A 22,659-nucleotide genomic window follows, 5' to 3' on the forward strand; every position below is an offset into this window, starting at 1 on the left:
AGGGAGCGTCCAAAAAATAAGCCGCGGCATTTGTCAATGCCGCGGCTTCTACATCTTGTGGATATTAACGATCAAATCAGTATCTGTAGTGGTCGGACTTGAACGGGCCCTTCGGCGAGACGCCGATATAGGCAGCCTGTTCCTCAGAAAGCTCAGTCAGCTTCACGCCGAGCTTGTCGAGATGCAGGCGTGCGACCTTCTCGTCGAGATGCTTCGGCAGGATATAGACCTGGTTGGAATACTGGTCGGGCTTGGTGAAGAGCTCGATCTGCGCCAGCGTCTGGTTGGTGAACGAAGCCGACATCACGAAGGACGGATGGCCGGTGGCGTTGCCGAGGTTGAGCAGACGGCCTTCGGAAAGAAGGATGATGCGGTTGCCCTTGGGAAATTCGATCAGGTCGACCTGCGGCTTGACGTTGGTCCACTTGAGATTGCGCAATGCAGCGACTTCGATCTCGTTGTCGAAGTGACCGATGTTGCCGACGATCGCCATATCCTTCATCGCCCGCATATGGTCGATGCGGATGACGTCCTTGTTGCCGGTGGTGGTGATGAAGATATCGGCCGAGGAAACGACGTCCTCGAGCAGAACGACTTCATAACCGTCCATCGCAGCCTGCAATGCGCAGATCGGATCGGCTTCGGTCACCTTGACGCGGGCGCCGGCGCCGGAGAGCGAAGCGGCAGAACCCTTGCCGACGTCGCCGTATCCGCAGACGACGGCAACCTTGCCGGCCATCATGACGTCGGTGCCGCGACGGATGCCGTCGACCAGCGATTCCTTGCAGCCATACTTGTTGTCGAATTTCGACTTGGTGACCGAGTCGTTGACGTTGATTGCCGGGAAGGGCAGCAGGCCCTTCTGGCTGAGCTGGTAAAGGCGGTTGACGCCGGTCGTCGTTTCCTCGGTGACGCCCTTGATCCCGTCGCGCTGCTTGGTGAACCAGCCAGGCGAAGCGGCAAGGCGCTTCTTGATCTGGGCGAAGAGGATTTCCTCTTCTTCGGAATGCGGATGAGACAGCACGTCCTCGCCGGCTTCTGCGCGGGCGCCAAGCAGGATGTACATGGTGGCGTCGCCGCCGTCGTCGAGGATCATGTTGGAAAGGCCGCCGTCAGCCCACTGGAAGATCTTGTCGGTGTAGACCCAGTAATCTTGGAGCGACTCGCCCTTGATGGCGAAGACAGGCACGCCGGAAGCGGCGATCGCGGCAGCGGCATGATCTTGCGTCGAGAAGATGTTGCACGAGGCCCAGCGGACTTCGGCGCCAAGCGCGACCAGCGTTTCGATGAGTACGGCCGTCTGGATGGTCATGTGCAGCGAGCCGGTGATGCGCGCGCCCTTCAACGGCTTTGTCTGGCCGAATTCGGTGCGGCAGGACATCAGCCCCGGCATTTCGGTTTCGGCGATCGTAATTTCCTTGCGGCCGAAATCCGCAAGCCCGATATCGGCGACGACATAATCTTTTTCAGTGCTCATAGAGGCCTCCAGGCTGAAAAAAGTCTCAAAATTGGCGCAGGCGCGACGATGATCGCGCGACGGATGGGCCGCATGCTCATGCATCTCGCCGGAAAATGTGCAGCGGTTCCGGGACAACGACATGCATAACAACAAGAGCTAAAGCGCATTGCATGAATCAAGTTCGATGCGACGTGCTTTAGCGCACGGCATGTCCGCCGTTTAGCAGGCTTCGCCCGGGATGGCAATAAGGATATAAAGAAGTCTTTATATGTTTATATGAGCCCGCCGGCGCTCACATTTCTTCGCCGAACCTGTTCTGGATCAGCTGATCCAGAGCATTCAGCGCTTCCTCGGCCTGGCTGCCGCTCGCCGAGACCATGACGCTCGAGCCGGGGCTCGCCGCAAGCATCATCAGCCCCATGATGGAGGTGCCGCCGACCGTCATCCCGTCCTTGGAAACGGTGATGGCGGCATCGAAGGTCTCGACCATCTGTACGAATTTGGCGGAAGCGCGCGCGTGAAGACCGCGCTTGTTGATGATGAGGAGTTCCCGGGAGAGCGATGTCATGAATGCTCGTTATTTTCCGCTAAGCACACGGCTCGCGACATTGATATATTTCCGCCCGGCTTCGGAAGCTTCCACCAGCGCCTTCTCCATGTTGTTCTCGCCGCGCACGCCGGCAAGCTTGATCAACATCGGCAGATTGACGCCGGCAATGACTTCGGTATGGCCGCTGCTCATGACCGATATGGCAAGATTGGACGGCGTGCCGCCGAACATGTCGGTCAGGATGACGACGCCATGGCCATCATCGGCACCGGAAACAGCTTCCAGAATATCCTGCCGTCTCTGGTCCATGTCGTCTTCGGGGCCAATACAGACCGTCTCGATGAATTTCTGAGGACCGACGACGTGCTCGACAGCATGACGAAACTCTTCAGCCAGCTTGCCATGAGTGACAAGCACAAGTCCGATCATGATATTACTGCTCCCATAGACGCAAACGGTGGACCCAATATCGCAATGCAGCAATTACGTCCACCGGTGGGGGCACATCTTGGCTATGAAAAGCCGAAGTGCAAGATAAAAATGCGACTATATAAGGCAGATTGACCAATCCGGAAGGCCTCAGCGCCCGATATCCGGCACTTTTGCCATCAAGATAGCAAGGGGTGAGGAAACGCCCGTGAGCAACCGCAATGCGGGAAGCGAAAATCCGGTCGCAAGACTGACGATTTCGCCTTCAGGGGGCACCCGGTTTTCACCGGCAGCGCTGCCCGGAAGCACGGCATAATGCATGGCCGCCTGGGGAACATGGTCCTGATGAACAATACCGGTGCCGCGAAGCTCGATCAGTCCGGCGATCGACGGCGGGCATGCGGCAATGACCGTGCCGGCCTCTCCTGACAAAAGGACCTGGTCGTCGGCGACCAGCGCCGTGAACAATCCGAGGCGGCGCGCTTCCGTCATGCAGGTGAAGGCCAGCATCGATTTGCCCCAGCCGGAAGGCCCGCTGAACAGCAGTCCCGTCTTGCCGACGACGATCGCGGTCGCATGGATGTTGAAAGCTGCGTCGGTCATGCTGTGGCGCCGACTGGCAAAGCGAGGATAAAGCGAGCGCCGAGGACATGTCCGCTTTCGGCATCGGTAATGTTCTCTGCTCTCAGCGAACCGCCGTGGGCTTCGGCGATCTGCCGGCTGATGGAAAGGCCGAGGCCCGAATTCTGGCCGAAGCCTTCCGATTCAGGCCGGTCCGTATAGAAGCGCTCGAAGATTCGATCGATATTTTCCGCCTGGATGCCGGGACCGTTGTCTTCGATCGTGGTGATGCAGCGCGAACGTGTCCGCACCAACCGCACTGTAATCTTGCCGCCTTGCTCGGGTACGAACGAGCGGGCATTCTCGATCAGGTTGGCGATGATCTGGCCGATGCGCAGATCGTGGCCGTTGACGACAAAGCGCGTCTTGACGTTCGGTTTGCGTTCGACGGCATATTCGATCTGCACCTGCTTCTTGCTGCTCCTGACCTGTCGTGACACCTCGATGAGGTCGCGCAGCAGCACCTCCATGTCGACCGAGCCGGCATCGACGCGTGCGAGTTCGGCATCAAGGCGCGAAGCGTCGGAGATATCGCTGATCAGCCGGTCGAGGCGGCGGACGTCATGCTGGATGACGTCCATCAGCCGTTTCTTGGAATCGTCGGATTTGGCAAGCGGCAGCGTTTCGACGGCGCTGCGCAGCGAGGTCAGCGGATTTTTGAGCTCGTGGCTGACATCGGCCGCGAAACTCTCGATCGCATCGATGCGGTCGTAGAGCGCCGTCGTCATCTCGCGTAATGCGATGGAAAGATTACCGATTTCATCCTGGCGGGCGGAGAAGTCGGGGATCTCTTCACGCGCCTTGGCCCCACGCCGGACGCGGATGGCAGCCGCCGAAAGGCGGCGCAGCGGATTGGCGATCGTCGATGAAAGCACCAGCGACAGCAGTACGTTGACGAGCGTCGCGACGCCGAAGACGCGCATGATGGCAAGCCGCTCGGCATGAACGATATTGTCGATGTCGCCCGCCTGCGTCGACAGCAGCAGCACCCCGAGCACGGCGCGGAAACGCTGGATCGGCACGGCGACGGAAACGATGAGTTCGCCTTTCTCGGTGGTGCGCACGACCGCACCGCGCACGCCGGTCAGCGCGTTCATCACTTCGGGATAGATCGAGCCATCACCGCCCGGCGCTTCCTTGTAGAGCGGCAGATTGCCGGGTTGCAGTGCCTTGTTGAACAGAGTGGCGAACCACTCGCTCCAGGTTTGTTTCGCCTCTTCAACAGGCGGCAGGTCGAAGCGCAGCACCTGGCCGCGCGAATAGAGATGGCGCGAATCGAGCAGCAGATTGGCGTCGGCATCGAAGATTCGGGCGCGTGTGCGCGTCGGAGAGATCAGCCGGCGCAGCACCGGCGCGACCTTTTCAGGATCGATCGGGAATTCGAGGTCCTCGTCGTTCGGCACCGGGGTGATGCTCTGGCCGGCCTGTAGCTCGAGCAGCTTCTGCGGATCGATGGTGATCGAGTTGGTATCGACCGAGGCGGAGGCCGAAACGGCGCCGGCGATGATCTCGCCCTGCGTCAACAGGCTTTCGGCGCGGGCGTCGATCAATCCCTCGCGAAACTGGTTGAGATAAAGGATGCCGCCGACGAGCACCACCAGTGCGACGAGATTGAAGAACAGGATGCGCCGCGTCAGGCTCGAAAAGACGGCATTGCCGAAGATCCGGCGGATCAGTGTGAAGGGATGCGACCAGCGGCGGCCTCGGACGCGACGGGTGCTCACGCCCTCCGCATCGTCCAGATCCCTTTCCTGCACCAACTGTGCCAATGACAGGCCCTTTCGAAGGGCGGGGCCGGATGGACCAGCCCGCAGCCCTCAACATTTCTGACAGCGCCGCGCGTCTTTTCAGACGCGCAAAGGACGCTGTGACATTTTGAACTGCTGCATAATTTGATCCTTAAATCGATGCCGACTTAGGAGATTATACAGGAGCGCGCTGCGCCGCTCGGGGCTCAAGCTGCTTCGCGGAAGCGGTATCCCACTCCGTAAAGTGTTTCAATCATATCAAAGTCGGTGTCGACCATCTTGAATTTCTTCCGCAGCCGCTTGATGTGGCTGTCGATGGTTCGGTCGTCGACATAAACTTGCTCGTCATAGGCTGCGTCCATCAGCGCGTCGCGGCTTTTGACGACGCCGGGGCGCTGCGCCAGCGAATGCAGGATCAAGAACTCGGTCACCGTCAGCGTCACGGCCTCACCCTTCCAGGTACAGGTATGGCGTTCCTGGTCCATGACCAGCTGACCGCGCTCCAGCGAGCGGGCCTGCTGCACCGCGCCGGTCTTCGGCGCGCCAGTGGGGCTGGTGCCGGCGGCAGCGGCTTCACGGCTTGACGCGCGGCGCAGGACAGCGCGCACGCGCTCCACCAGCAAACGCTGCGAAAAAGGCTTGGTGATGAAATCGTCGGCGCCCATCTTCAAGCCGAAGAGCTCGTCGATCTCTTCATCCTTGGAGGTGAGGAAGATGACGGGAATATCCGACTTCTGCCGCAGGCGGCGCAGCAGTTCCATGCCGTCCATACGCGGCATCTTGATGTCGAAGATCGCCAGCTGCGGCGGTCGCGCCAGCAGGCCGTCGAGCGCCGAGGCACCGTCCGTATACGTCTCGACCTTATATCCTTCGGCCTCCAGTGCGATCGACACCGAGGTAAGGATGTTGCGGTCGTCATCAACGAGCGCGATTGTCGGCATGGTGTTGGTCTCCGTCATCAGTGCGCAATCTCCCGGATTTGCTCTCCCCAGGCGGTCTCAGTGACCGGATGCGCTTATGGAGGATAAAGGTGGAACAAATTGTGGCAAAGATAAAGGGGAGGATTGTCGTAAAATTTGCCGTCAATCTTAAGTAGTGCGTCGAAATGTTTAAACGCAGCCATTTCAAACGATTTAAAATTGAGCGGTTAAATTTAAATCGATTAATTGTTTGATATCACTGAACTTTCTCAAGTTTTTCATCTTGTGTTTTAAAATTTCTGCCCGTATTTTCACGCTCAGTTTTAACGGCAACGAGCCTGAGCGAAGGGAACTAGCCATGGAAATGTTCGGAGTTCATAACCCGGCAATAGAGCTGGCAACGGTTGGATTGGGCGGCGCAGCCAGCGTTCGCTACAACTTTTCCGCCGCCGCGCTCTATGAAGAAGCGATCCGCCGGGGCGAAGCCGAACTGACCGCTCAGGGTGCGCTGCGGGCTCTCACCGGCCAGCACACCGGCCGTTCGCCGCGCGACAAGTTCGTCGTTCGCGATATCAATACCGACAGCGAAATCTGGTGGGACAACAACAAGCCGATCTCGCCGGAACATTTCGCCCTCTTGCGCGACGATATGCTGGCGCATGCCGCGGGCAAGGAGCTTTTCGTCCAGGATCTCGTCGGTGGCGCCGAAGAAGGCCATGCCCTGCCGACCCGCGTCGTGACCGAGTTCGCCTGGCATTCGCTGTTCATCCGCAATCTGCTGATCCGTCCCGACGCCGCAGCGCTGTCGAGCTTCGTCCCGAATCTGACGATCATCGATCTGCCGAGCTTCAAGGCCGATCCGGCTCGCCACGGCTGCCGTTCGGAAACGGTGATCGCCTGCGATCTCACCAACGGCCTCGTCCTCATCGGCGGCACCTCCTATGCCGGCGAAATGAAGAAATCGGTCTTCACCGTGCTCAACTACCTGCTGCCGGCCAAGGGCGTGATGCCGATGCACTGCTCGGCCAATGTCGGCCCGGACGGTGACGCGGCGGTTTTCTTCGGCCTGTCCGGCACCGGCAAGACGACGCTTTCGGCCGATCCGGCCCGGACGCTGATCGGAGACGACGAACACGGCTGGAGCGAAAACGGCATCTTCAACTTCGAAGGCGGCTGCTACGCCAAGACCATCCGCCTCTCAGCCGAAGCCGAGCCGGAAATCTATGCGACGACGCAGCGCTTCGGCACCGTACTGGAAAACGTCGTGCTGAACGAAAGCCGCGAGCCGGACTTCGACGACGGGTCGCTGACCGAGAACACCCGTTGCGCCTATCCGATGGACTTCATCCCGAATGCTTCGGAAACGGGCCGTGCCGGGCATCCGAAGACGATCATCATGCTGACCGCCGATGCCTTTGGCGTCATGCCGCCGATCGCCCGATTGACGCCTGATCAGGCGATGTATCACTTCCTCTCCGGCTACACCGCCAAGGTGGCCGGCACCGAAAAGGGTGTCGTCGAGCCGGAAGCGACCTTCTCCACCTGCTTCGGAGCTCCTTTCATGCCGCGGCATCCGGCCGAATATGGCAATCTGCTCAAGGAGTTGATCGGTCGGCATGGCGTCCAATGCTGGCTTGTCAATACCGGCTGGACCGGCGGCGCTTACGGCACCGGCAAGCGCATGCCGATCAAGGCGACGCGTGCGCTTCTCGCTGCCGCCCTGAGCGGCGAACTTGGACAGGCCGAATTCCGTGCTGACACGAACTTCGGCTTCGCCGTGCCTGTCTCCGTCGACGGTGTCGACGGCGGCATTCTCGATCCGCGCTCGACCTGGGCCGACAAGGCAGCCTATGACGCGCAGGCCGAAAAGCTGGTCTCGATGTTCATCGCGAACTTCGCCAAGTTCGAAAATCATGTCGACGGCGGCGTCCGCGATGCAGCCCCGGGCGTGAAGGTCGCTGCAGAATAAGCAGATCAAACTTCTGACTCACGTGAAACCCGGCATCGCAAGATCGCCGGGTTTTCCATGTCACAGCCGATATTTTCAATTCGCCGCCGATGTGAGATAGAACGCCGCATGGCCAGCGACGCACTCTATATCGATGACAGGATCACCATCGCGGGATGGGAGCTGACGGAACAGTTCGTTCTGGCGGGCGGTCCCGGCGGGCAGAATGTCAACAAGGTCTCGACCGCTGTCCAGCTGTTCTTCAACATCGCAAATTCGCCGTCTCTCAATGATCGTGTCAAAACCAATGCGATCAAGCTCGCCGGCCGGCGTTTGTCGAAGGACGGCGTGTTGATGATTGAGGCGAGCCGGTTTCGCAGCCAGGACCGCAACCGCGAGGATGCGCGCGAGCGGCTCAAGGAACTGATCCTGGAGGCCGCCAAGCCGCCGCCGCCGCCGCGCAAGAAGACCAAGCCGACCAAGGGTTCGGTCGAACGCCGCCTGAAAGAAAAATCCGGTCGCTCCGAAGTTAAGAAAATGCGCGGCCGCCCCGGCGGCAGCAGTGGTGAATGACATGGCCGAGCTCTTGAACGGCATTCGCCATCTCCCGGGCTATCTCGACCGCGCGCGTCAGCAGGCATTGGTCGAGATTATCCGCATTGTCGTCGCCGAAGCGCCGCTTTATGTGCCCGCCATGCCCGGCACCGGCAAGCCGATGTCCGTGCGCATGACCAATTGCGGGCCGCTCGGCTGGGTGACGGACAAAGAACGCGGCTATCGCTACCAGCCGACACATCCGGCAACCGGCAGGCCCTGGCCTGATATGCCGCAGCAATTGCTCGATATCTGGAATGACGTTTCAGGTTACGACAAGCCGCCGGAGGCCTGCCTCGTCAATTTCTACTCCGACGAAGCGCGCATGGGCCTGCATCAGGACAAGGATGAGCAGGATCTCAAGGCCCCAGTGGTCTCGATCTCGCTCGGCAATAGCTGCCTCTTTCGCGTCGGCGGCCTCAATCGCGATGATCGTACGCTATCTTTCAAGCTTTCGAGCGGTGATCTGGTCGTACTGGGCGGCGAGGGGAGGCTGTGTTTCCATGGCGTCGACCGCATTCACCCGGCGACTTCGACGCTGCTGAAGAATGGCGGCCGCATCAATCTGACGCTCCGCCGCGTCAATTCCTAAAACACAATCGCTGCTACAGTTTTCGCAGCGCGACCTGTTCGATCAGGTGATCCTTGCCCTTTTTCAGGATGAGATCGGCGCGTGGACGCGTCGGCAGAATGTTCTGCCGCAGGTTCTTCAGGTTGATGTTGGCCCAGAGATCCTCGGCGATTTCGAGCGCTTCCGCGTCACTGATCGAGGCATAGCGATGGAAATAGGAATTCGGATCGCGGAAGGCGGTCTCGCGCAGCCGCATGAAGCGCGTGACATACCAGTTGTGGATCTCGTCTTCGGCGGCATCGATATAGATCGAGAAGTCGAAGAAGTCGGAGACCATCGGCACGATCCTGCCGCCGGCCGGCAGGTCGCGCGATTGCAGCACGTTGATGCCCTCGAAGATCAGGATATCCGGCCGGTCGACGATCTTGTATTCGTCCGGCAGCACGTCGTAGACGAGGTGCGAATAGCTGGGCGCCTTCACATCGGGCTGTCCGGCCTTGATCGCCGAGAGGAAGCGCAGGATCGCAGCCGTGTCGTAGCTTTCCGGAAAGCCTTTGCGCTGCATCAGCTTTTCCCGCTGCAACACGGCGTTCGGATGGAGGAAGCCGTCGGTGGTGACGAGATCGACCTTCGGACTGGAAGGCCAACGCCCCAAGAGCTCCTTGAGGATACGGGCGGTGGTCGATTTTCCCACAGCGACCGAGCCGGCGATGCCGATGACGAAGGGCGTCTTCGTCACATCAGACAGGCTGAGGAAGCGGTTGCGCTGTTCAAACAGCATCTGCGAGGATTCGACATGTGCCGAAAGCAGGCGCGATAGCGACAGATAGATGCGTCGAACCTCGTCGAGATCGATCGGATCGCCCATCGAGCGCAGTCGCTTGACCTCGTCGCTCGTCAGCGTCAACGGCGTGTCGGCGCGGAATTTCGCCCATTGCTCGGAAGAGAAGAAGTGGTAGGGCGAATAGGATTCCGACTGGAAATGATCCAACGTTTCCGGCACCCCGATAATCTCAGTCGCGATACTCATGAACTCTGCCGGCCGGCCTTTTCCTTGAGGCCGGACTGCGCGGTTCTGCGCTCGAGTTCGGCCATGACATTCTCTAACGGTATTTCAGCAATCTTCAATACGACCAATAGGTGATAGAGCACATCGGCGGCCTCGTAGGTCAGATTGTCGCGGTCGCCGGCTACAGCCGCCATCACGGCTTCGATCGCCTCTTCGCCGAGTTTCTTTGCCGCTTTCGGCTGACCGGCGGCCACGAGCTTGGCTGTCCAGGATTGCTCCGGCGAGGCTTTCGATCGCTCTTCGACGATGCTTTCGAGATCGGAAAGGGAAAATCCGCTCATATGTCCGCTTTCAAGGTTCAGTCGAGACGCATGTCGATGCCGCACTTCGACATATAGTGCTTCGCCTCGCTGACGGAATAGGTGCCGAAGTGGAAGATCGACGCGGCAAGCACGGCATTGGCATGGCCCTCCTTCACCCCGGCAACGAGATCGTCGAGATCGCCGACGCCGCCGGAGGCGATCACCGGCACACGCACCGCATCGGCGATCGCTCGTGTCAGTTCCAGATCGTAGCCGACCTTGGTGCCGTCACGGTCCATCGAGGTGACCAAGAGCTCGCCAGCGCCGCGCGCCACCATCTTCTGGGCGAATTCGATGGCATCGATGCCGGTCGCGTTGCGGCCGCCATGGGTATAGATTTCCCAGGCGCTGAGATTGTCGCCGCCGACCGCCTGGGTGCGCCTGCGCTTGGCATCGATCGACACGACGATGCACTGGTCGCCGAACTTGTCGGCCGCCTCGGCAACGAAGTCGGGATTGCTGACGGCTGCCGAATTGATCGAGACCTTGTCGGCACCGCACAGCAGCAGCTTGCGGATATCAGCGATGGTACGCACCCCTCCGCCGACCGTCAGCGGCATGAAGCATTGGTCGGCCGTGCGCGACACGACATCGAAGATCGTCTCGCGATTGTCCGAGGAAGCGGTGATGTCGAGGAAGCAGAGCTCATCGGCGCCTGCCGCATCATAGGCCTTTGCGGCTTCGACGGGATCGCCGGCATCGACGAGATTGAGGAAGTTGACGCCCTTGACAACACGGCCGTCCTTGACGTCGAGGCAGGGGATGACACGGGCCTTGAGGGTCATTTACGCGGTCTCCCTTGTCCGGGCCGCCTTGATCAGCGCCAGCGCTTCCGTGGGATCGATACGGCCGTCGTAAAGCGCACGGCCTGAAATCGCCCCTTCCAATTTCCTCGCATCGGGCTGCAGCATGCGTCTAACATCGTCGAGAGAGGCAAGGCCACCCGAGGCGATGACGGGAATGGAGACGGCGTCGGCGAGTTCCAGCGTCGAGGTCCAATTGATCCCGGCAAGAATGCCGTCACGGTCGATATCGGTGTAGATGATCGCGGCGACGCCAGCGCCCTCGAATGTCCTGGCGAGCTCGATGATCCCGAGCTCGGAGGCCTCCGCCCAACCCTCGACGGCCACCTTGCCGCCCTTGGCATCGATGCCGACGGCGACATGACCGGGAAATTTCCGGCAGGCATCGATGACCAGCGCCGGATTTCTGACCGCGACGGTGCCGAGAATGACGCGCCGCAGCCCGCGTGACAGCCAGGCCTCGATATGATCGAGCGTGCGAATGCCGCCGCCGAGCTGCACGGGATTGTCAGTTGCCTTCAAGATCGCTTCAACAGCATCGCCATTGGCCGAATGTCCCGCAAAGGCGCCGTCGAGATCGACCACATGCAGCCATTCGAAACCCTGGTCTTCGAAGGATCTCGCCTGGGCGGCCGGATCGGTGTTGTAGACCGTCGCCTGTTGCATGTCGCCGAGCTTCAGGCGGACGCATTGGCCGCCTTTCAGATCGATCGCGGGAAAAAGGATCATGTCGTCTTACGTCCGTAGAGTGGTCGATACTATCAGCGCATTCCACGCATCTACGATATCCGAGCGGAAAAAGACAGCGGCAATGGTAGCCGCGCCGAAAAGCAGAAGCAGCAGCAGGGTGACGGCAAAGCCGGCACGAACCTGGCGCCAGAAGCCCAGGCGCCTCTTCATGGATTTCTCGATGTTTTGCACCTGGCGCAACGCATCGCTGTTGACGGCGGACAGCCGGATCTGCGGCTCCATCGCCTCGACATAGGTTTCGGCATAGCTCGACAGGATCTGCGAGGCGCGGTCGCGCAACGTATTGCGCAGATCGGTCGAGAGATAATTGCTATTGACGGCGGCAAGTTCGGCATCATCGGGTGAACGGCCGGCATTTCGCTTGCGGTGACTGAGAACGAAATCGCGCTTTTGCCGCTCGTAGAGTGCATAGGCGAGCAGGCCGATCAGATCGTCCTCACCTTCGATATAGAATTCCAGCACGGCCTCGGCGATGTCGCCTGCGCTGACCCCGTTTTGCCGCCGGCTCGAACCGTCGTTTGCGGGGAAAGAATCATGGATCATCGGTCCAGCCTTTCTTTCAGCGTCTTGGCTGCATTGGAAAGCGCTTTCCTGTGGATGGCTTCGTCGACGCGGCGGATGATCGTGCCGCCGGGAAGCTTGATATCGGAAAAGGGGGGCAAGCCTTCCCTGGAGGGCCGCAGCGTGTAGAACACCTTGCCTGATTTCCGTGAAGCCGGCATCGAGCGCACTCCTGTTCCGCCGTTTCAAGGCCGGTTCGGCCTAAAATCTGAATCCTGTTCTACATTATATAGTCAGAGCATGATGTCGTCCGAAAACCGCGCACGCTTTTCGGCATCATGCTCTAGGGAAATAAGGCGGCTGTATTAAAAGCCAGCCCTTGGAGCAATTCCAGCAAAAGCGTGTAGCCGTTTTGCTCCGGATTGCGTGAATAATGCTCTACGGATTCCAGCGCAGGAAATTGGCGATCAGGGCCAGGCCGAGCTTCTGGCTCTTTTCCGGGTGAAACTGTGCTCCGACCATGTTGTCGCGGCCGACGAAAGCGGTCATCGGACCGCCATAGTCGGCTGTCGCAATAACATCCTCGGCGTTTTCGGCGGCAAGATGGTAGGAATGCACGAAATAGGCGTGCAGTCCCTGCGACCCCGTCGGAATTCCTTCGAAGAGCGGATGTTCGCGCTTCAGGTCGAGCGTGTTCCAGCCGATCTGCGGGATCTTGAGTGCCGGATCATCCGGCGTCATCTCGACGACGTTACCGGGAATCCAGTTAAAACCGTGCGTCACGGTCTTCTCGAGGCCGCGCGAGGACATGAGCTGCATGCCGACGCAAATGCCGAGGAACGGCCGTGCCTTCTTCTCGACAGCTTCGATCAGCACCTCGACCATATCAGGCACGGCATCGAGGCCGCGCCGGCAATCGGCATAGGCGCCGACACCGGGAAGCACGATACGATCGGCCGCGGCAACATCCTCCGCCCTGTCGGTGAGATCGATATGGGCATCGATGCCAGCTTCGTGGGCGGCACGCTCGAAAGCCTTGGTCGCCGAGCGCAGGTTACCGGAGCCATAGTCGATAATCGCGACGCGCATCGTCAGCTTCCTCCATCAAAACCAAAGAGACCAAGCGATGTTGCATCGCCGTGCGGGCCGTTCGGACGGGCTTTGTTCTGCCAGTCCGGTGCCGGGGCGTCGTCACTAACTGCGATAGCCGCCCTGTCCGAAAAATAGACCTGCTCAGCAATGCCGATCGTATCGGCCGCAATGAATGCATCTTCGTTCCAGCCCTTGGCAGCAAGGTTGCGGACTCGGAAATTCTGGCCCTCGAGACCGACCAGTATATTCACGCCCAACAGGATTGCCGCTCCCGCCGGCCCGAGGCCGGGTTCGTCCATCAGCGCACCACCAATCCCCTGCAGCAGAAAGGCCGCGGCCGCATGCAGCCAAAGCCGATGCGCCAGCAGCCAAACCCATGGAAACAGGAAGCCGACCAGCGTGAAGCCGTCACGGATGGTTCGCGTCTCATCGGCCGTGGCGCTCGTGCTACCGGGCGGTGTCAGGAAGATATAGCTGGATGTCATTGCCGCCGCTCCCTTGAAGGGCTCAGACGAGCGTGCCCTTGGTCGAGGGAACACGGCCCGCCTGTCTCGGATCGATCTCTGTCGCCGTGCGCAATGCACGCGCAACGGCCTTGAAGCATGTCTCGGCAATATGGTGATTGTTGGCGCCATAATGGTTGAGAATATGCAAGGTGATGCCGGCATTCTGGGCGAGCGCATGGAAGAATTCGCGAACGAGCTCGGTGTCGAAAGTGCCGATCTTCGGCGCGCTGAAGGTGACATTCCAGACGAGGAACGGCCGGCCGGAAAGATCGACCGCAGCCTTGGTCATCGTCTCGTCCATGGCGAGATCAATCGACGCGTAGCGGGTGATCCCGCGCCGGTCGCCGAGCGCCTTGGAGATCGCCTGGCCGATGGCGATGCCGGTATCTTCGACCGTATGATGGTCGTCGATATGCAGGTCGCCCTTGGCATCGATCTCCATGTCGATGAGGGAATGTCGCGAAAGCTGGTCGAGCATATGGTCGAAGAAGCCGACGCCCGTCGAGATCGTCGATTTGCCGGTGCCGTCGAGATTGACGGAAACGGAAATCGAGGTCTCATTGGTCTTGCGGGAAACGCTGCCGGTGCGGCTCGCTGCGGTCTCGGCCATATGGCCCCTCCATCGGGAATAAGGCCGTTCCTTATCAGGCGCATCGGGAAATATCCAGAAGCCGGGCAAGAGAAAAGCCGGCCCATTTGCAATCGGCGCCAGTCCACTTACATAGGGCTCAACGGGGCCGGCATGCGGCCCGGCAGACAGGTGTTTTATGACAACAATCATTACAGTTCGAAAAGGCGGCAAGGTGGTGATGGCGGGCGATGGCCAGGTGAGCCTCGGCCAGACCGTCATGAAAGGCAATGCCCGCAAGGTGCGCCGCATCGGCAAGGGCGAAGTCGTCGCCGGTTTCGCCGGCGCCACCGCCGATGCCTTTACCCTGCTCGAAAGGCTTGAAAAGAAGCTTGAGCAATATCCCGGTCAGCTGATGCGCGCCGCCGTCGAGCTCGCCAAGGACTGGCGCACCGACAAATACCTGCGCAATCTCGAAGCCATGATGCTCGTCGCCGACAAGTCGATCACGCTGGCGATCACCGGCAATGGCGACGTTCTGGAACCGGAGCATGGCACGACGGCGATCGGTTCCGGCGGCAATTTTGCTCTCGCCGCCGCCCTTGCACTCATGGATACCGACAAATCGGCCGAGGAGATCGCCCGCCGCGCCCTCGATATCGCCGCCGACATCTGCGTCTACACGAACCACAACGTCGTGGTGGAATCGCTGGATGCCGAAGGCTGAACCCTATGCCTTCCGGCCGCTTGCCGCGACTGACCTGCCACTCCTCGCCAAATGGCTGGAGAGCCGGCATGTCAGGCGCTGGTGGAGCGATCCGGCCAAGGCGCTGGCTTCGATGGAAAAGCATATCGATGCGGACTCGGTCTCGTGCTTCATCGTCACGCTGAATGGAAAGGACTTTGCCTTTATCCAGGCGGCCGGTCTCGACGACGTGGACGATAAAGCGCTCGCCGGTCAGCCGAAGGGCACCTACGGCATCGACCAGTTCATCGGCATCGAGGAACTCGCGGGCAAAGGTCACGGACCGGCCTTTATGATAGGGTTCTGCGATATGCTCTTTGCAAAGGGCGCGCAGCGGATCCTGGTCGATCCGCATCCTGACAATGCATTCGCAATCAGAGCCTATACCAAGGCGGGCTTTCAAGGACTTGGCGAAACAACGACTAATTACGGCCGGGCACTGTTGATGGCCCTGGACCGCCAGGAGAATGATACGCAATGACCACTTTTTCCCCCCGCGAGATCGTTTCCGAGCTCGATCGCTATATCATCGGCCAGCATGACGCCAAGCGCGCCGTTGCGATTGCGCTGCGCAACCGCTGGCGCCGCCAGCAGCTCGACCCGAGCCTGCGCGACGAAGTCATGCCGAAGAACATCCTGATGATCGGCCCGACCGGCGTCGGCAAGACGGAAATCTCCCGCCGCCTGGCAAAGCTCGCCGGCGCACCTTTCATCAAGGTGGAAGCCACAAAGTTCACCGAAGTCGGCTATGTCGGCCGCGACGTCGAGCAGATCATCCGCGATCTGGTCGAGGTCGGCATCGGCCTGGTGCGCGAGAAGAAGCGAGCCGAGGTACAGGCCAAGGCGCATGTGAGTGCCGAGGAGCGTGTTCTAGATGCGCTGGTCGGCACGACAGCATCGCCTGCCACGCGCGAAAACTTCCGCAAGAAGCTCCGGGACGGAGAACTCGACGACAAGGAAATCGATATCGAGGTTGCCGATGCCGGCTCCGGCATGGGAGGCTTCGAAATTCCCGGCATGCCAGGCGCCAATATCGGCGTGCTGAACCTGTCGGAAATGTTCGGCAAGGCGATGGGCGGCCGCACCAAGAAGGTCCGCACCACAGTCAAGGCCTCGTATAGTGACCTGATCCGCGACGAATCCGACAAGCTGATCGACAACGAAGTGATCCAGCGTGAAGCCGTTCGCTCCACCGAGAATGATGGTATCGTCTTCCTTGACGAAATCGACAAGATTGCAGCCCGCGACGGCGGCATGGGCGCCGGCGTTTCGCGCGAAGGCGTCCAGCGCGACCTCTTGCCGCTCGTCGAAGGCACGACGGTCTCGACCAAATATGGGCCTGTGAAGACCGACCATATCCTGTTCATCGCCTCCGGCGCCTTCCATGTCTCCAAGCCTTCGGATCTGCTGCCGGAATTGCAGGGCCGCTTGCCGATCCGCGTCGAATTGCGTCCGCTGAACAAGGATGATTTCCGCCGGATCCTGACCGAGACGGAAGCAAGCCTCATCCGCCAGTACCGCGCGCTGATGGAGACGGAAAGCCTGAGCCTCGAATTTACCGACGACGCAATCGACGCGCTTGCCGATGTCGCCGTGCATCTGAACTCCTCCGTCGAAAACATCGGCGCACGCCGTCTGCAGACGGTGATGGAGCGGGTGCTGGACGATATTTCCTACAACGCGCCGGATCGGGGCGGGACGGCCGTGACGATCGATGCCGCCTATGTGCGCGAACATGTCGGCGATCTCGCACAGAATACCGATCTCTCGCGCTTCATTCTGTGATATCGGCGCACCGGTCCATGTCTTTACCGATGTGAAGACCGGTTGTGGCGAACGCAACGCTCGACAACGGGCCTTTTACTTTCTAGTGAAGGCCCGTTTTGTTTCCGCTCGGCTTTATTCGGCCAAGATTCTGGTCCAGGCAGCCGCATCACAAACAGGACGATGGAACGGACGGGATAACGGATCGTGCGACGCCTTTTGACAAGCCTTATGATTGCCGTTGCCCTGGTGAATTCGGCGCCTGCCTTCGCAATGCAGACGGTGCCGGCGGGCAATCGTCATGCCGAGCAGCCGGATATTCCCGGCGCTTCGGTGCGGCGCACCAAGGGCACCAAGAGCAGCTTCGATCTGAAATACGAAAAGGTTCACGAGCTTCTGGCGACCGACCGCGAGCTGATGGGCAAGATCCGCAAGGTCTCCAGCGCTTACGGCATCAATCCCGTCCATGTCGTCGGCGCGATCGTCGGCGAACACACCTATAATGTCGATGCTTACGACCGGCTGCAGGCCTATTATGTCAAGGCTGCCTCCTATGCCGGTGAAAGCTTCCGCTTCTCCTATGATGGCGAAAGCGTCGACGAATTCGTGGCACGGCCGCAATTTTCCGAATGCAAGGGCAAGAGCGATTCCTACACGCTCTGGTCCTGCCGCGAAGATGTCTGGGAAACCGATTTCCGCGGCAAGACGGTGGATGGTACGAGCTTTCCCAACAACCGTTTCAGCGCGGTCTTCTTCCAGCCCTTTTATGCCGGCCAGACCTTCGGCCTCGGCCAGGTCAATCCGCTGACGGCGCTGATGCTCTCCGATCTCGTGACCCGCGTGTCCGGCTATCCGAAGCTGAACGAAAAGAATGCCGGCGCCGTCTACAGGGCCATCATGGATCCCGATATCTCGCTCGCCTTCGTCGCGGCCTCGATCCGCAGGTCGATCGACGATTACAAGGAGATCGCCGGCATGGATATCTCGGGCAATCCCGGCCTGACGGCGACGCTTTATAATGTCGGCAATTCGCGCCAGCGCGCCGCAGCCCTTGCTGCGAAGAACCGCGGCGCCGGTGCGACGGTCTGGCCGGAAGAGAATTATTACGGCTGGCTGATCAACGACAAGCTGGACGAACTCAAGGGCCTGCTCTAGCTTCAGGCCTGCCGGGAAGGCTTAGATCTTCCCCGAAAGGCTTTGATGATGGACATGCGTCCGGACCCCTTCGTCCCGCCAGCGCCGCTGCCGCGTACCGTGCCGCCGAGCCGGTTGGAAATTATCCGCATCATCCTGCGCAATCCGCTCGAACTCTGGGGCGAGCCGTCCTACACGCTGCCCTGGATCCGCACCAATTTCTTCGGCCAGAGGACGCTGATCGTCAACGATCCCGGCCTGATCAAGCACGTGCTTGTTGATAATGCCAATAACTACCGCATGTCGGATGTGCGCCAGCTCGTCCTGCGTCCGATCCTGCGCGACGGCCTTCTGACCGCCGAAGGTCCTGTCTGGAAAAGATCGCGCAAGGCGGTGGCACCTATTTTCACGCCCCGCCATGCCCAAGGCTTCGCCGGGCAGATGCTGCGCCAGTCCGAAGACTATGCCTGCAAATATGAGAGCGGAGGCGAGGCAGGCGCCATTTTCGATATCAGCACCGATATGACCGAGCTGACCTTCGCGATTCTCGCCGACACATTATTTTCAGGCGAAATCGTCACCTCGAGCGGCCATTTCGCCGACGATGTCAACGAGCTCCTGCATCGCATGGGTCGGGTCGATCCGATGGACCTGATGCGCGCTCCATCCTGGGTTCCACGTGTGACACGCATCGGCGGGCAGAAGGTGCTGGAGAAATTCCGTGCCATCGTGCGCAATACGATGGATATGCGGCTCGCAAAGATGAAAGCGAATCGCAGCACAGCGCCGCAAGATTTCCTGACCCTGCTCCTGGAGCAGGCTGGCCCCGAGAGGCTGACCAAGGAAGAAATCGAAGACAATATTCTGACCTTCATCGGCGCGGGGCATGAAACCACAGCCCGGGCATTGGCCTGGACGCTGTATTGCGTATCGAACAGCCCGCATATCCGCGAGGGGATGGAAGAAGAAATCGACGCGGTGCTCGCCACCGGGGCCGAACCTGTGGAATGGCTGGATATGATTCCGCAGACGCGCGCCGCCTTCGAGGAGGCTTTGCGCCTCTATCCGCCGGCGCCATCGATCAATCGCGCCGCCATATCAGATGATTCCTGGACAAGCGCCAAGGGCGAGCGGGTCGTAATCGAGGCCGGCGTCACGGTGCTGATCATGCCCTGGACGTTGCATCGCCACGAACTTCACTGGGACAGGCCGCGCGCCTATATTCCCGAACGCTTCCTGCCGGAAAATCGCGGCTCTATCGGCCGCTTCCAGTTCCTGCCTTTCGGCGCCGGCCCGCGTGTCTGCATCGGCGCAACCTTTGCGCTTCAGGAGGCGGTGATCGCCCTTGCTGTCCTGATGCATCGTTATCGCTTCGATTCCACCGATCAGACCAATCCCTGGCCAGTGCAGAAGCTGACGACGCAGCCGCAGAACGGACTGCCGATGCGGGTGACGCCGCGCATAATTTCCACGAAGGCATAAATCTTTCGAATTATTGCAGAATTGACTGTGAATGAAAGCCGGGCAAAGTGGCAGCATTCAAAAGTCGTTGCCAGGGAGAATGTCGCATGAGCCGCGTTGATAAGAACGGTCTTGCCATCGAAACCGTCCTTCATGATTTCCTCGTCGAGGAGGTGCTTCCGGGTCTGGCGGTCGATGCGGACAAGTTCTTTGCCGATTTTTCGGCTGTAGTCCACGATCTCGCCCCGAAAAATCGGGCGTTGCTGGCAAAACGCGACGAGCTGCAGGTAAAGATCGACGACTGGTATCGCAGGCACGGCGCCCCGGCGGATATGGACGACTACCAGTCCTTCCTCCGCGAAATCGGCTATCTCCTGCCCGAAGGCTCGGACTTCCAGGTTTCGACCGACAATGTCGATCCGGAGATCGCCTCGATCGCCGGCCCGCAGCTCGTCGTTCCCGTCATGAACGCCCGTTACGCCTTGAACGCCGCCAATGCTCGCTGGGGCTCGCTCTATGATGCGCTCTACGGTACGGACGCGATTCCCGAGAGCGACGGCGCCGAAAAGGGTAAGGGCTACAATCCGAAGCGCGGCGAGAAGGTCATAGCCTGGGTCCGCGATTTCCTCGATACGTCAGCGCCGCTGCAGGACTGCCGCTGGAAGGACGTCGGAAGCTTTGCCGTCAAGGATGGAGCGCTGGTCGTCAGATCGATCGACGGCGAGCAGGCAATGCTGACGGACGGCAGCCATTTTGCCGGCTACCGCGGAGATCCGACCGCTCCAACGCATATTCTCCTGAAGAACAACGGCATTCACATCGAAATCGTCATCGATGCGGCGACAACGATCGGGAAAGCCGATCCGGCTCATATTTCCGATGTCAGGCTGGAATCGGCAATCACGACAATCATGGACTGCGAGGATTCGATTGCCGCTGTCGATGCCGAGGACAAGGTCGTCGTCTATCGCAATTGGCTCGGTCTGATGAAGGGCGACCTGCAGGAAGAGGTGGCAAAGGGCGGAGCGAGCTTCATCCGCAGACTCAATCCGGATCTGCAATATTCCGGTCCGGACGGCACCTCCTTCGAGGTGCATCGCCGCTCGCTGATGCTGGTGCGCAATGTCGGCCACCTCATGACCAATCCGGCGATCCTCGACCGCGACGGCAACGAGGTGCCTGAAGGCATCATGGATGCTGTGATCACCGGCTTGATTGCGCTTTACGATATCGGCCCATCCGGGCGGCGGAAGAATTCCCGCACCGGCTCCATGTATGTGGTCAAGCCGAAGATGCACGGCCCCGAGGAAGTCGCCTTCGCCGTCGAAATCTTCTCGCGGGTTGAAGATGCGCTTGGCCTGCCGCGCAATGCCATCAAGATGGGCATCATGGACGAGGAGCGCCGCACGACCGTCAACCTCAAGGAATGTATCCGCGCTGCCCGTGAGCGCGTCGTCTTCATCAATACCGGCTTCCTTGATCGCACCGGAGATGAGATCCACACCTCGATGGAAGCCGGCCCGATGATTCGCAAGGGCGACATGCGCCAGGCGGCGTGGATTTCCGCCTATGAGAACTGGAATGTCGATATCGGCCTCGAATGCGGCCTTTCCGGCCACGCCCAGATCGGCAAGGGCATGTGGGCGATGCCGGATCTAATGGCGGCGATGCTCGAACAGAAGATCGCCCACCCGAAGGCCGGCGCCAACACCGCCTGGGTGCCGTCGCCGACGGCTGCAACCCTGCACGCCACCCATTACCACCGGGTCAATGTCGCTCGTGTCCAACAGGGACTGAAGGACCGCGCCCGCGCCAAGCTGTCCGACATTCTCTCCGTGCCGGTCGCGGTGCGGCCGAACTGGACGCCGGAGGAAATCCAGCGCGAGCTCGATAACAATGCCCAAGGCATTCTTGGTTATGTTGTGCGCTGGGTCGATCAGGGCGTCGGTTGCTCGAAGGTGCCCGACATCAACAATGTCGGGCTGATGGAAGATCGCGCTACATTGCGCATTTCGGCCCAGCATATGGCGAACTGGCTGCACCACAAGGTTGTCAGCGAAGCTCAGATCGTCGAGACGATGAAGCGTATGGCCGCCGTCGTCGATCGGCAGAATGCGTCGGATCCCGCCTATCAGCCGATGGCCGGCAATTTCGATGGTTCGGTCGCCTTCCAGGCCGCCCTCGATCTCGTCTTGAAGGGTAGGGAACAGCCGAACGGCTACACCGAGCCGGTGCTTCACCGTCGCCGCCTCGAACTCAAGGCGAAACAGGCCGCGTGACGGTTTGACGGAGAATGCGAAAAGGCCGCCGGGACGACAGTCCGGCGGCCTTTTTTATACCGAATTCGATAATTAGCTTACTGAATGACGACGACCTTGGACGTGCCTTTGCCGGGACGGACGCGGCTGTACAGGTCGATGACATCCTGGTTCATCAGGCGAATGCAGCCCGAGGAAGCGGCGGTGCCGATCGAGGCCCATTCCGGCGTGCCGTGCAGGCGGAAGAGCGTGTCCTTGCCGTCCTCGTTGAAGAGATACATGGCGCGTGCGCCGAGAGGATTGGTGAGGCCCGGGCCCATACCGTCTTCGACGTACTTGGCGAGATCGGGCCGGCGGACGGCCATTTCCTTTGGCGGGTGCCAGTTCGGCCATTCCTGCTTCCAGGCGACGTAGGCGGTGCCGGCCCATGCGAAGCCCTGCTTGCCGACGCCGATGCCGTAGCGCATCGCCTTGCCGTTGGCCAGGATGTAGTAGAGGAAGCGCTCGCGCGTGTTAACGATGATCGTACCGGGGCGCTCGGTGGTCTGGTAGCTGACGACCTGGCGGCGGAACTGCGGCTTGACCCTGTCGATCGGTATCGCCGGCAGGGAGTATCCGGCATCCTTCGTCACGCCGTAGGCCTCGTTGAAGATCTGTGCTGTCTGTACCGTCGGGCCTGCGCCCTTGTCGTCGACGGATGCGCTGTCTGATGTCGTTGAGCAACCGGCCAGAGCGAGCGTCGCCAGCAGGCCAAATACAGGGAATGCATTGCAGATGCGCATTGATGACTCTTGAAGTTTTGGGGCAAGGGAGAATGGTCTTTCGACCATCGTTGATTATGGTTTATTTTCGATTAACTTGCGCTT

25 protein-coding genes are annotated in these 22,659 nt (G+C 60.1%); 9 read left to right on the forward strand and 16 right to left on the reverse strand.

Annotation, left to right across the window (positions count from 1 at the left end; genetic code table 11):
• Positions 1-76: 76 nt before the first annotated feature.
• From ahcY to HFO99_RS29765, 6 genes are all read right to left on the reverse strand, one after another.
• Entirely contained in the window at positions 77-1,477 is a 1,401-nt protein-coding gene (gene ahcY / locus HFO99_RS29740) for an adenosylhomocysteinase (protein WP_222365269.1), read from the reverse strand.
• 274 nt (positions 1,478-1,751) lie between these two features.
• Positions 1,752-2,027: an HPr family phosphocarrier protein gene (locus tag HFO99_RS29745; protein WP_018494233.1), complete on the reverse strand. Its 276-nt coding sequence runs from the start codon at positions 2,025-2,027 to the stop codon at positions 1,752-1,754.
• Positions 2,028-2,036: 9 nt separating this feature from the next.
• Positions 2,037-2,438, reverse strand: coding sequence for a PTS sugar transporter subunit IIA (locus HFO99_RS29750; protein WP_003544139.1), 402 nt, complete (start codon positions 2,436-2,438; stop codon positions 2,037-2,039).
• A gap of 150 nt (positions 2,439-2,588) precedes the next feature.
• On the reverse strand, positions 2,589-3,041 hold the full coding sequence (locus HFO99_RS29755) for an HPr kinase/phosphorylase (RefSeq protein WP_222365271.1): 453 nt from the start codon (positions 3,039-3,041) through the stop codon (positions 2,589-2,591).
• The gene (locus tag HFO99_RS29760) at positions 3,038-4,828 is read right to left on the reverse strand and encodes a sensor histidine kinase (RefSeq protein WP_222365273.1); all 1,791 of its coding nucleotides are present in this window, start codon (positions 4,826-4,828) and stop codon (positions 3,038-3,040) included. The genes HFO99_RS29755 and HFO99_RS29760 overlap by 4 nt, the downstream gene beginning before the upstream one ends.
• Before the next feature lie 185 nt (positions 4,829-5,013).
• Positions 5,014-5,748: a response regulator transcription factor gene (locus HFO99_RS29765; protein WP_003544146.1), complete on the reverse strand. Its 735-nt coding sequence runs from the start codon at positions 5,746-5,748 to the stop codon at positions 5,014-5,016.
• 337 nt (positions 5,749-6,085) lie between these two features.
• Between HFO99_RS29765 and HFO99_RS29770 the strand changes: the two genes are divergently transcribed.
• The 3 genes from HFO99_RS29770 to HFO99_RS29780 all read left to right on the forward strand — a co-directional run bounded on the left by HFO99_RS29770 (position 6,086) and on the right by HFO99_RS29780 (position 8,861).
• A complete protein-coding gene (locus HFO99_RS29770; RefSeq protein WP_222365274.1) occupies positions 6,086-7,696 on the forward strand; it encodes a phosphoenolpyruvate carboxykinase in 1,611 nt (536 codons plus the stop codon).
• Between the two features lie 108 nt (positions 7,697-7,804).
• Positions 7,805-8,248: an alternative ribosome rescue aminoacyl-tRNA hydrolase ArfB gene (arfB, locus tag HFO99_RS29775; RefSeq protein WP_222365277.1), complete on the forward strand. Its 444-nt coding sequence runs from the start codon at positions 7,805-7,807 to the stop codon at positions 8,246-8,248.
• A gap of 1 nt (position 8,249) precedes the next feature.
• Positions 8,250-8,861, forward strand: coding sequence for an alpha-ketoglutarate-dependent dioxygenase AlkB (locus HFO99_RS29780; protein WP_222308504.1), 612 nt, complete (start codon positions 8,250-8,252; stop codon positions 8,859-8,861).
• A 13-nt stretch (positions 8,862-8,874) separates the two neighbouring features.
• Here HFO99_RS29780 and coaA read toward each other — a convergent pair whose 3' ends face one another.
• The 9 genes from coaA to hisB form a co-directional block, all read right to left on the reverse strand.
• Entirely contained in the window at positions 8,875-9,870 is a 996-nt protein-coding gene (gene coaA / locus HFO99_RS29785) for a type I pantothenate kinase (RefSeq protein WP_018244189.1), read from the reverse strand.
• The gene (locus tag HFO99_RS29790; protein WP_222365279.1) at positions 9,867-10,190 is read right to left on the reverse strand and encodes a phosphoribosyl-ATP diphosphatase; all 324 of its coding nucleotides are present in this window, start codon (positions 10,188-10,190) and stop codon (positions 9,867-9,869) included. Before HFO99_RS29790 ends, coaA begins: the two co-directional genes overlap by 4 nt.
• A 17-nt stretch (positions 10,191-10,207) precedes the next feature.
• Complete coding sequence (hisF, locus tag HFO99_RS29795; RefSeq protein WP_018068895.1) at positions 10,208-10,996, reverse strand: imidazole glycerol phosphate synthase subunit HisF; 789 nt, start codon at positions 10,994-10,996, stop codon at positions 10,208-10,210.
• The gene (gene hisA / locus HFO99_RS29800) at positions 10,997-11,743 is read right to left on the reverse strand and encodes a 1-(5-phosphoribosyl)-5-[(5-phosphoribosylamino)methylideneamino]imidazole-4-carboxamide isomerase (RefSeq protein ID WP_222365281.1); all 747 of its coding nucleotides are present in this window, start codon (positions 11,741-11,743) and stop codon (positions 10,997-10,999) included.
• Positions 11,744-11,749: 6 nt separating this feature from the next.
• The gene (locus tag HFO99_RS29805; RefSeq protein ID WP_222334852.1) at positions 11,750-12,307 is read right to left on the reverse strand and encodes a hypothetical protein; all 558 of its coding nucleotides are present in this window, start codon (positions 12,305-12,307) and stop codon (positions 11,750-11,752) included.
• On the reverse strand, positions 12,304-12,486 hold the full coding sequence (locus HFO99_RS29810; protein WP_032985170.1) for a hypothetical protein: 183 nt from the start codon (positions 12,484-12,486) through the stop codon (positions 12,304-12,306). The genes HFO99_RS29805 and HFO99_RS29810 overlap by 4 nt, the downstream gene beginning before the upstream one ends.
• 217 nt (positions 12,487-12,703) lie before the next feature.
• On the reverse strand, positions 12,704-13,354 hold the full coding sequence (gene hisH / locus HFO99_RS29815; RefSeq protein ID WP_222365282.1) for an imidazole glycerol phosphate synthase subunit HisH: 651 nt from the start codon (positions 13,352-13,354) through the stop codon (positions 12,704-12,706).
• Between the two features lie 2 nt (positions 13,355-13,356).
• Positions 13,357-13,842, reverse strand: coding sequence for a DUF2628 domain-containing protein (locus tag HFO99_RS29820; protein WP_222365289.1), 486 nt, complete (start codon positions 13,840-13,842; stop codon positions 13,357-13,359).
• A 22-nt stretch (positions 13,843-13,864) separates the two neighbouring features.
• On the reverse strand, positions 13,865-14,473 hold the full coding sequence (hisB, locus tag HFO99_RS29825) for an imidazoleglycerol-phosphate dehydratase HisB (protein ID WP_025396538.1): 609 nt from the start codon (positions 14,471-14,473) through the stop codon (positions 13,865-13,867).
• A 157-nt stretch (positions 14,474-14,630) separates the two neighbouring features.
• On the opposite strand from hisB, the gene hslV reads away from it, so the two are divergent.
• From hslV to HFO99_RS29855, 6 genes are all read left to right on the forward strand, one after another.
• On the forward strand, positions 14,631-15,158 hold the full coding sequence (hslV, locus tag HFO99_RS29830) for an ATP-dependent protease subunit HslV (RefSeq protein WP_017962666.1): 528 nt from the start codon (positions 14,631-14,633) through the stop codon (positions 15,156-15,158).
• Positions 15,145-15,657 (forward strand): GNAT family N-acetyltransferase, encoded by a 513-nt coding sequence (locus HFO99_RS29835; protein ID WP_222365291.1) that lies wholly within the window; start codon positions 15,145-15,147, stop codon positions 15,655-15,657. The genes hslV and HFO99_RS29835 overlap by 14 nt, the downstream gene beginning before the upstream one ends.
• The gene (gene hslU, locus HFO99_RS29840; protein ID WP_011649875.1) at positions 15,654-16,961 is read left to right on the forward strand and encodes an ATP-dependent protease ATPase subunit HslU; all 1,308 of its coding nucleotides are present in this window, start codon (positions 15,654-15,656) and stop codon (positions 16,959-16,961) included. The genes HFO99_RS29835 and hslU overlap by 4 nt, the downstream gene beginning before the upstream one ends.
• Positions 16,962-17,147: 186 nt before the next feature.
• The gene (locus tag HFO99_RS29845; RefSeq protein WP_222365293.1) at positions 17,148-18,095 is read left to right on the forward strand and encodes a DUF1402 family protein; all 948 of its coding nucleotides are present in this window, start codon (positions 17,148-17,150) and stop codon (positions 18,093-18,095) included.
• Positions 18,096-18,143: 48 nt separating this feature from the next.
• Complete coding sequence (locus HFO99_RS29850; RefSeq protein ID WP_222365295.1) at positions 18,144-19,556, forward strand: cytochrome P450; 1,413 nt, start codon at positions 18,144-18,146, stop codon at positions 19,554-19,556.
• Between the two features lie 86 nt (positions 19,557-19,642).
• On the forward strand, positions 19,643-21,814 hold the full coding sequence (locus HFO99_RS29855; protein WP_222365299.1) for a malate synthase G: 2,172 nt from the start codon (positions 19,643-19,645) through the stop codon (positions 21,812-21,814).
• A gap of 77 nt (positions 21,815-21,891) precedes the next feature.
• Here HFO99_RS29855 and HFO99_RS29860 read toward each other — a convergent pair whose 3' ends face one another.
• Positions 21,892-22,575 carry a L,D-transpeptidase gene (locus tag HFO99_RS29860; RefSeq protein ID WP_064247544.1) on the reverse strand — a complete coding sequence of 228 codons (684 nt, stop codon included), beginning with the start codon at positions 22,573-22,575 and terminating at the stop codon, positions 21,892-21,894.
• Between the last annotated feature and the right edge of the window lie 84 nt (positions 22,576-22,659).

It is taken from the genome of Rhizobium leguminosarum (assembly GCF_019798305.1).
GTDB classification, from domain to species: domain Bacteria; phylum Pseudomonadota; class Alphaproteobacteria; order Rhizobiales; family Rhizobiaceae; genus Rhizobium; species Rhizobium leguminosarum_U.

Coding starts and splice junctions, on each gene's coding strand:
- ahcY (WP_222365269.1), bottom strand. CDS start 1,477: ATGAGCACTGAAAAAGATTATGTCGTCGCCGATATCGGGCTTGCGGAT.
- HFO99_RS29745 (WP_018494233.1), bottom strand. CDS start 2,027: ATGACATCGCTCTCCCGGGAACTCCTCATCATCAACAAGCGCGGTCTT.
- HFO99_RS29750 (WP_003544139.1), bottom strand. CDS start 2,438: ATGATCGGACTTGTGCTTGTCACTCATGGCAAGCTGGCTGAAGAGTTT.
- HFO99_RS29755 (WP_222365271.1), bottom strand. CDS start 3,041: ATGACCGACGCAGCTTTCAACATCCATGCGACCGCGATCGTCGTCGGC.
- HFO99_RS29765 (WP_003544146.1), bottom strand. CDS start 5,748: ATGCCGACAATCGCGCTCGTTGATGACGACCGCAACATCCTTACCTCG.
- HFO99_RS29770 (WP_222365274.1), top strand. CDS start 6,086: ATGGAAATGTTCGGAGTTCATAACCCGGCAATAGAGCTGGCAACGGTT.
- arfB (WP_222365277.1), top strand. CDS start 7,805: ATGGCCAGCGACGCACTCTATATCGATGACAGGATCACCATCGCGGGA.
- HFO99_RS29780 (WP_222308504.1), top strand. CDS start 8,250: ATGGCCGAGCTCTTGAACGGCATTCGCCATCTCCCGGGCTATCTCGAC.
- coaA (WP_018244189.1), bottom strand. CDS start 9,870: ATGAGTATCGCGACTGAGATTATCGGGGTGCCGGAAACGTTGGATCAT.
- HFO99_RS29790 (WP_222365279.1), bottom strand. CDS start 10,190: ATGAGCGGATTTTCCCTTTCCGATCTCGAAAGCATCGTCGAAGAGCGA.
- hisF (WP_018068895.1), bottom strand. CDS start 10,996: ATGACCCTCAAGGCCCGTGTCATCCCCTGCCTCGACGTCAAGGACGGC.
- hisA (WP_222365281.1), bottom strand. CDS start 11,743: ATGATCCTTTTTCCCGCGATCGATCTGAAAGGCGGCCAATGCGTCCGC.
- HFO99_RS29805 (WP_222334852.1), bottom strand. CDS start 12,307: ATGATCCATGATTCTTTCCCCGCAAACGACGGTTCGAGCCGGCGGCAA.
- HFO99_RS29810 (WP_032985170.1), bottom strand. CDS start 12,486: ATGCCGGCTTCACGGAAATCAGGCAAGGTGTTCTACACGCTGCGGCCC.
- hisH (WP_222365282.1), bottom strand. CDS start 13,354: ATGCGCGTCGCGATTATCGACTATGGCTCCGGTAACCTGCGCTCGGCG.
- HFO99_RS29820 (WP_222365289.1), bottom strand. CDS start 13,842: ATGACATCCAGCTATATCTTCCTGACACCGCCCGGTAGCACGAGCGCC.
- hisB (WP_025396538.1), bottom strand. CDS start 14,473: ATGGCCGAGACCGCAGCGAGCCGCACCGGCAGCGTTTCCCGCAAGACC.
- hslV (WP_017962666.1), top strand. CDS start 14,631: ATGACAACAATCATTACAGTTCGAAAAGGCGGCAAGGTGGTGATGGCG.
- HFO99_RS29835 (WP_222365291.1), top strand. CDS start 15,145: ATGCCGAAGGCTGAACCCTATGCCTTCCGGCCGCTTGCCGCGACTGAC.
- hslU (WP_011649875.1), top strand. CDS start 15,654: ATGACCACTTTTTCCCCCCGCGAGATCGTTTCCGAGCTCGATCGCTAT.
- HFO99_RS29850 (WP_222365295.1), top strand. CDS start 18,144: ATGGACATGCGTCCGGACCCCTTCGTCCCGCCAGCGCCGCTGCCGCGT.
- HFO99_RS29855 (WP_222365299.1), top strand. CDS start 19,643: ATGAGCCGCGTTGATAAGAACGGTCTTGCCATCGAAACCGTCCTTCAT.
- HFO99_RS29860 (WP_064247544.1), bottom strand. CDS start 22,575: ATGCGCATCTGCAATGCATTCCCTGTATTTGGCCTGCTGGCGACGCTC.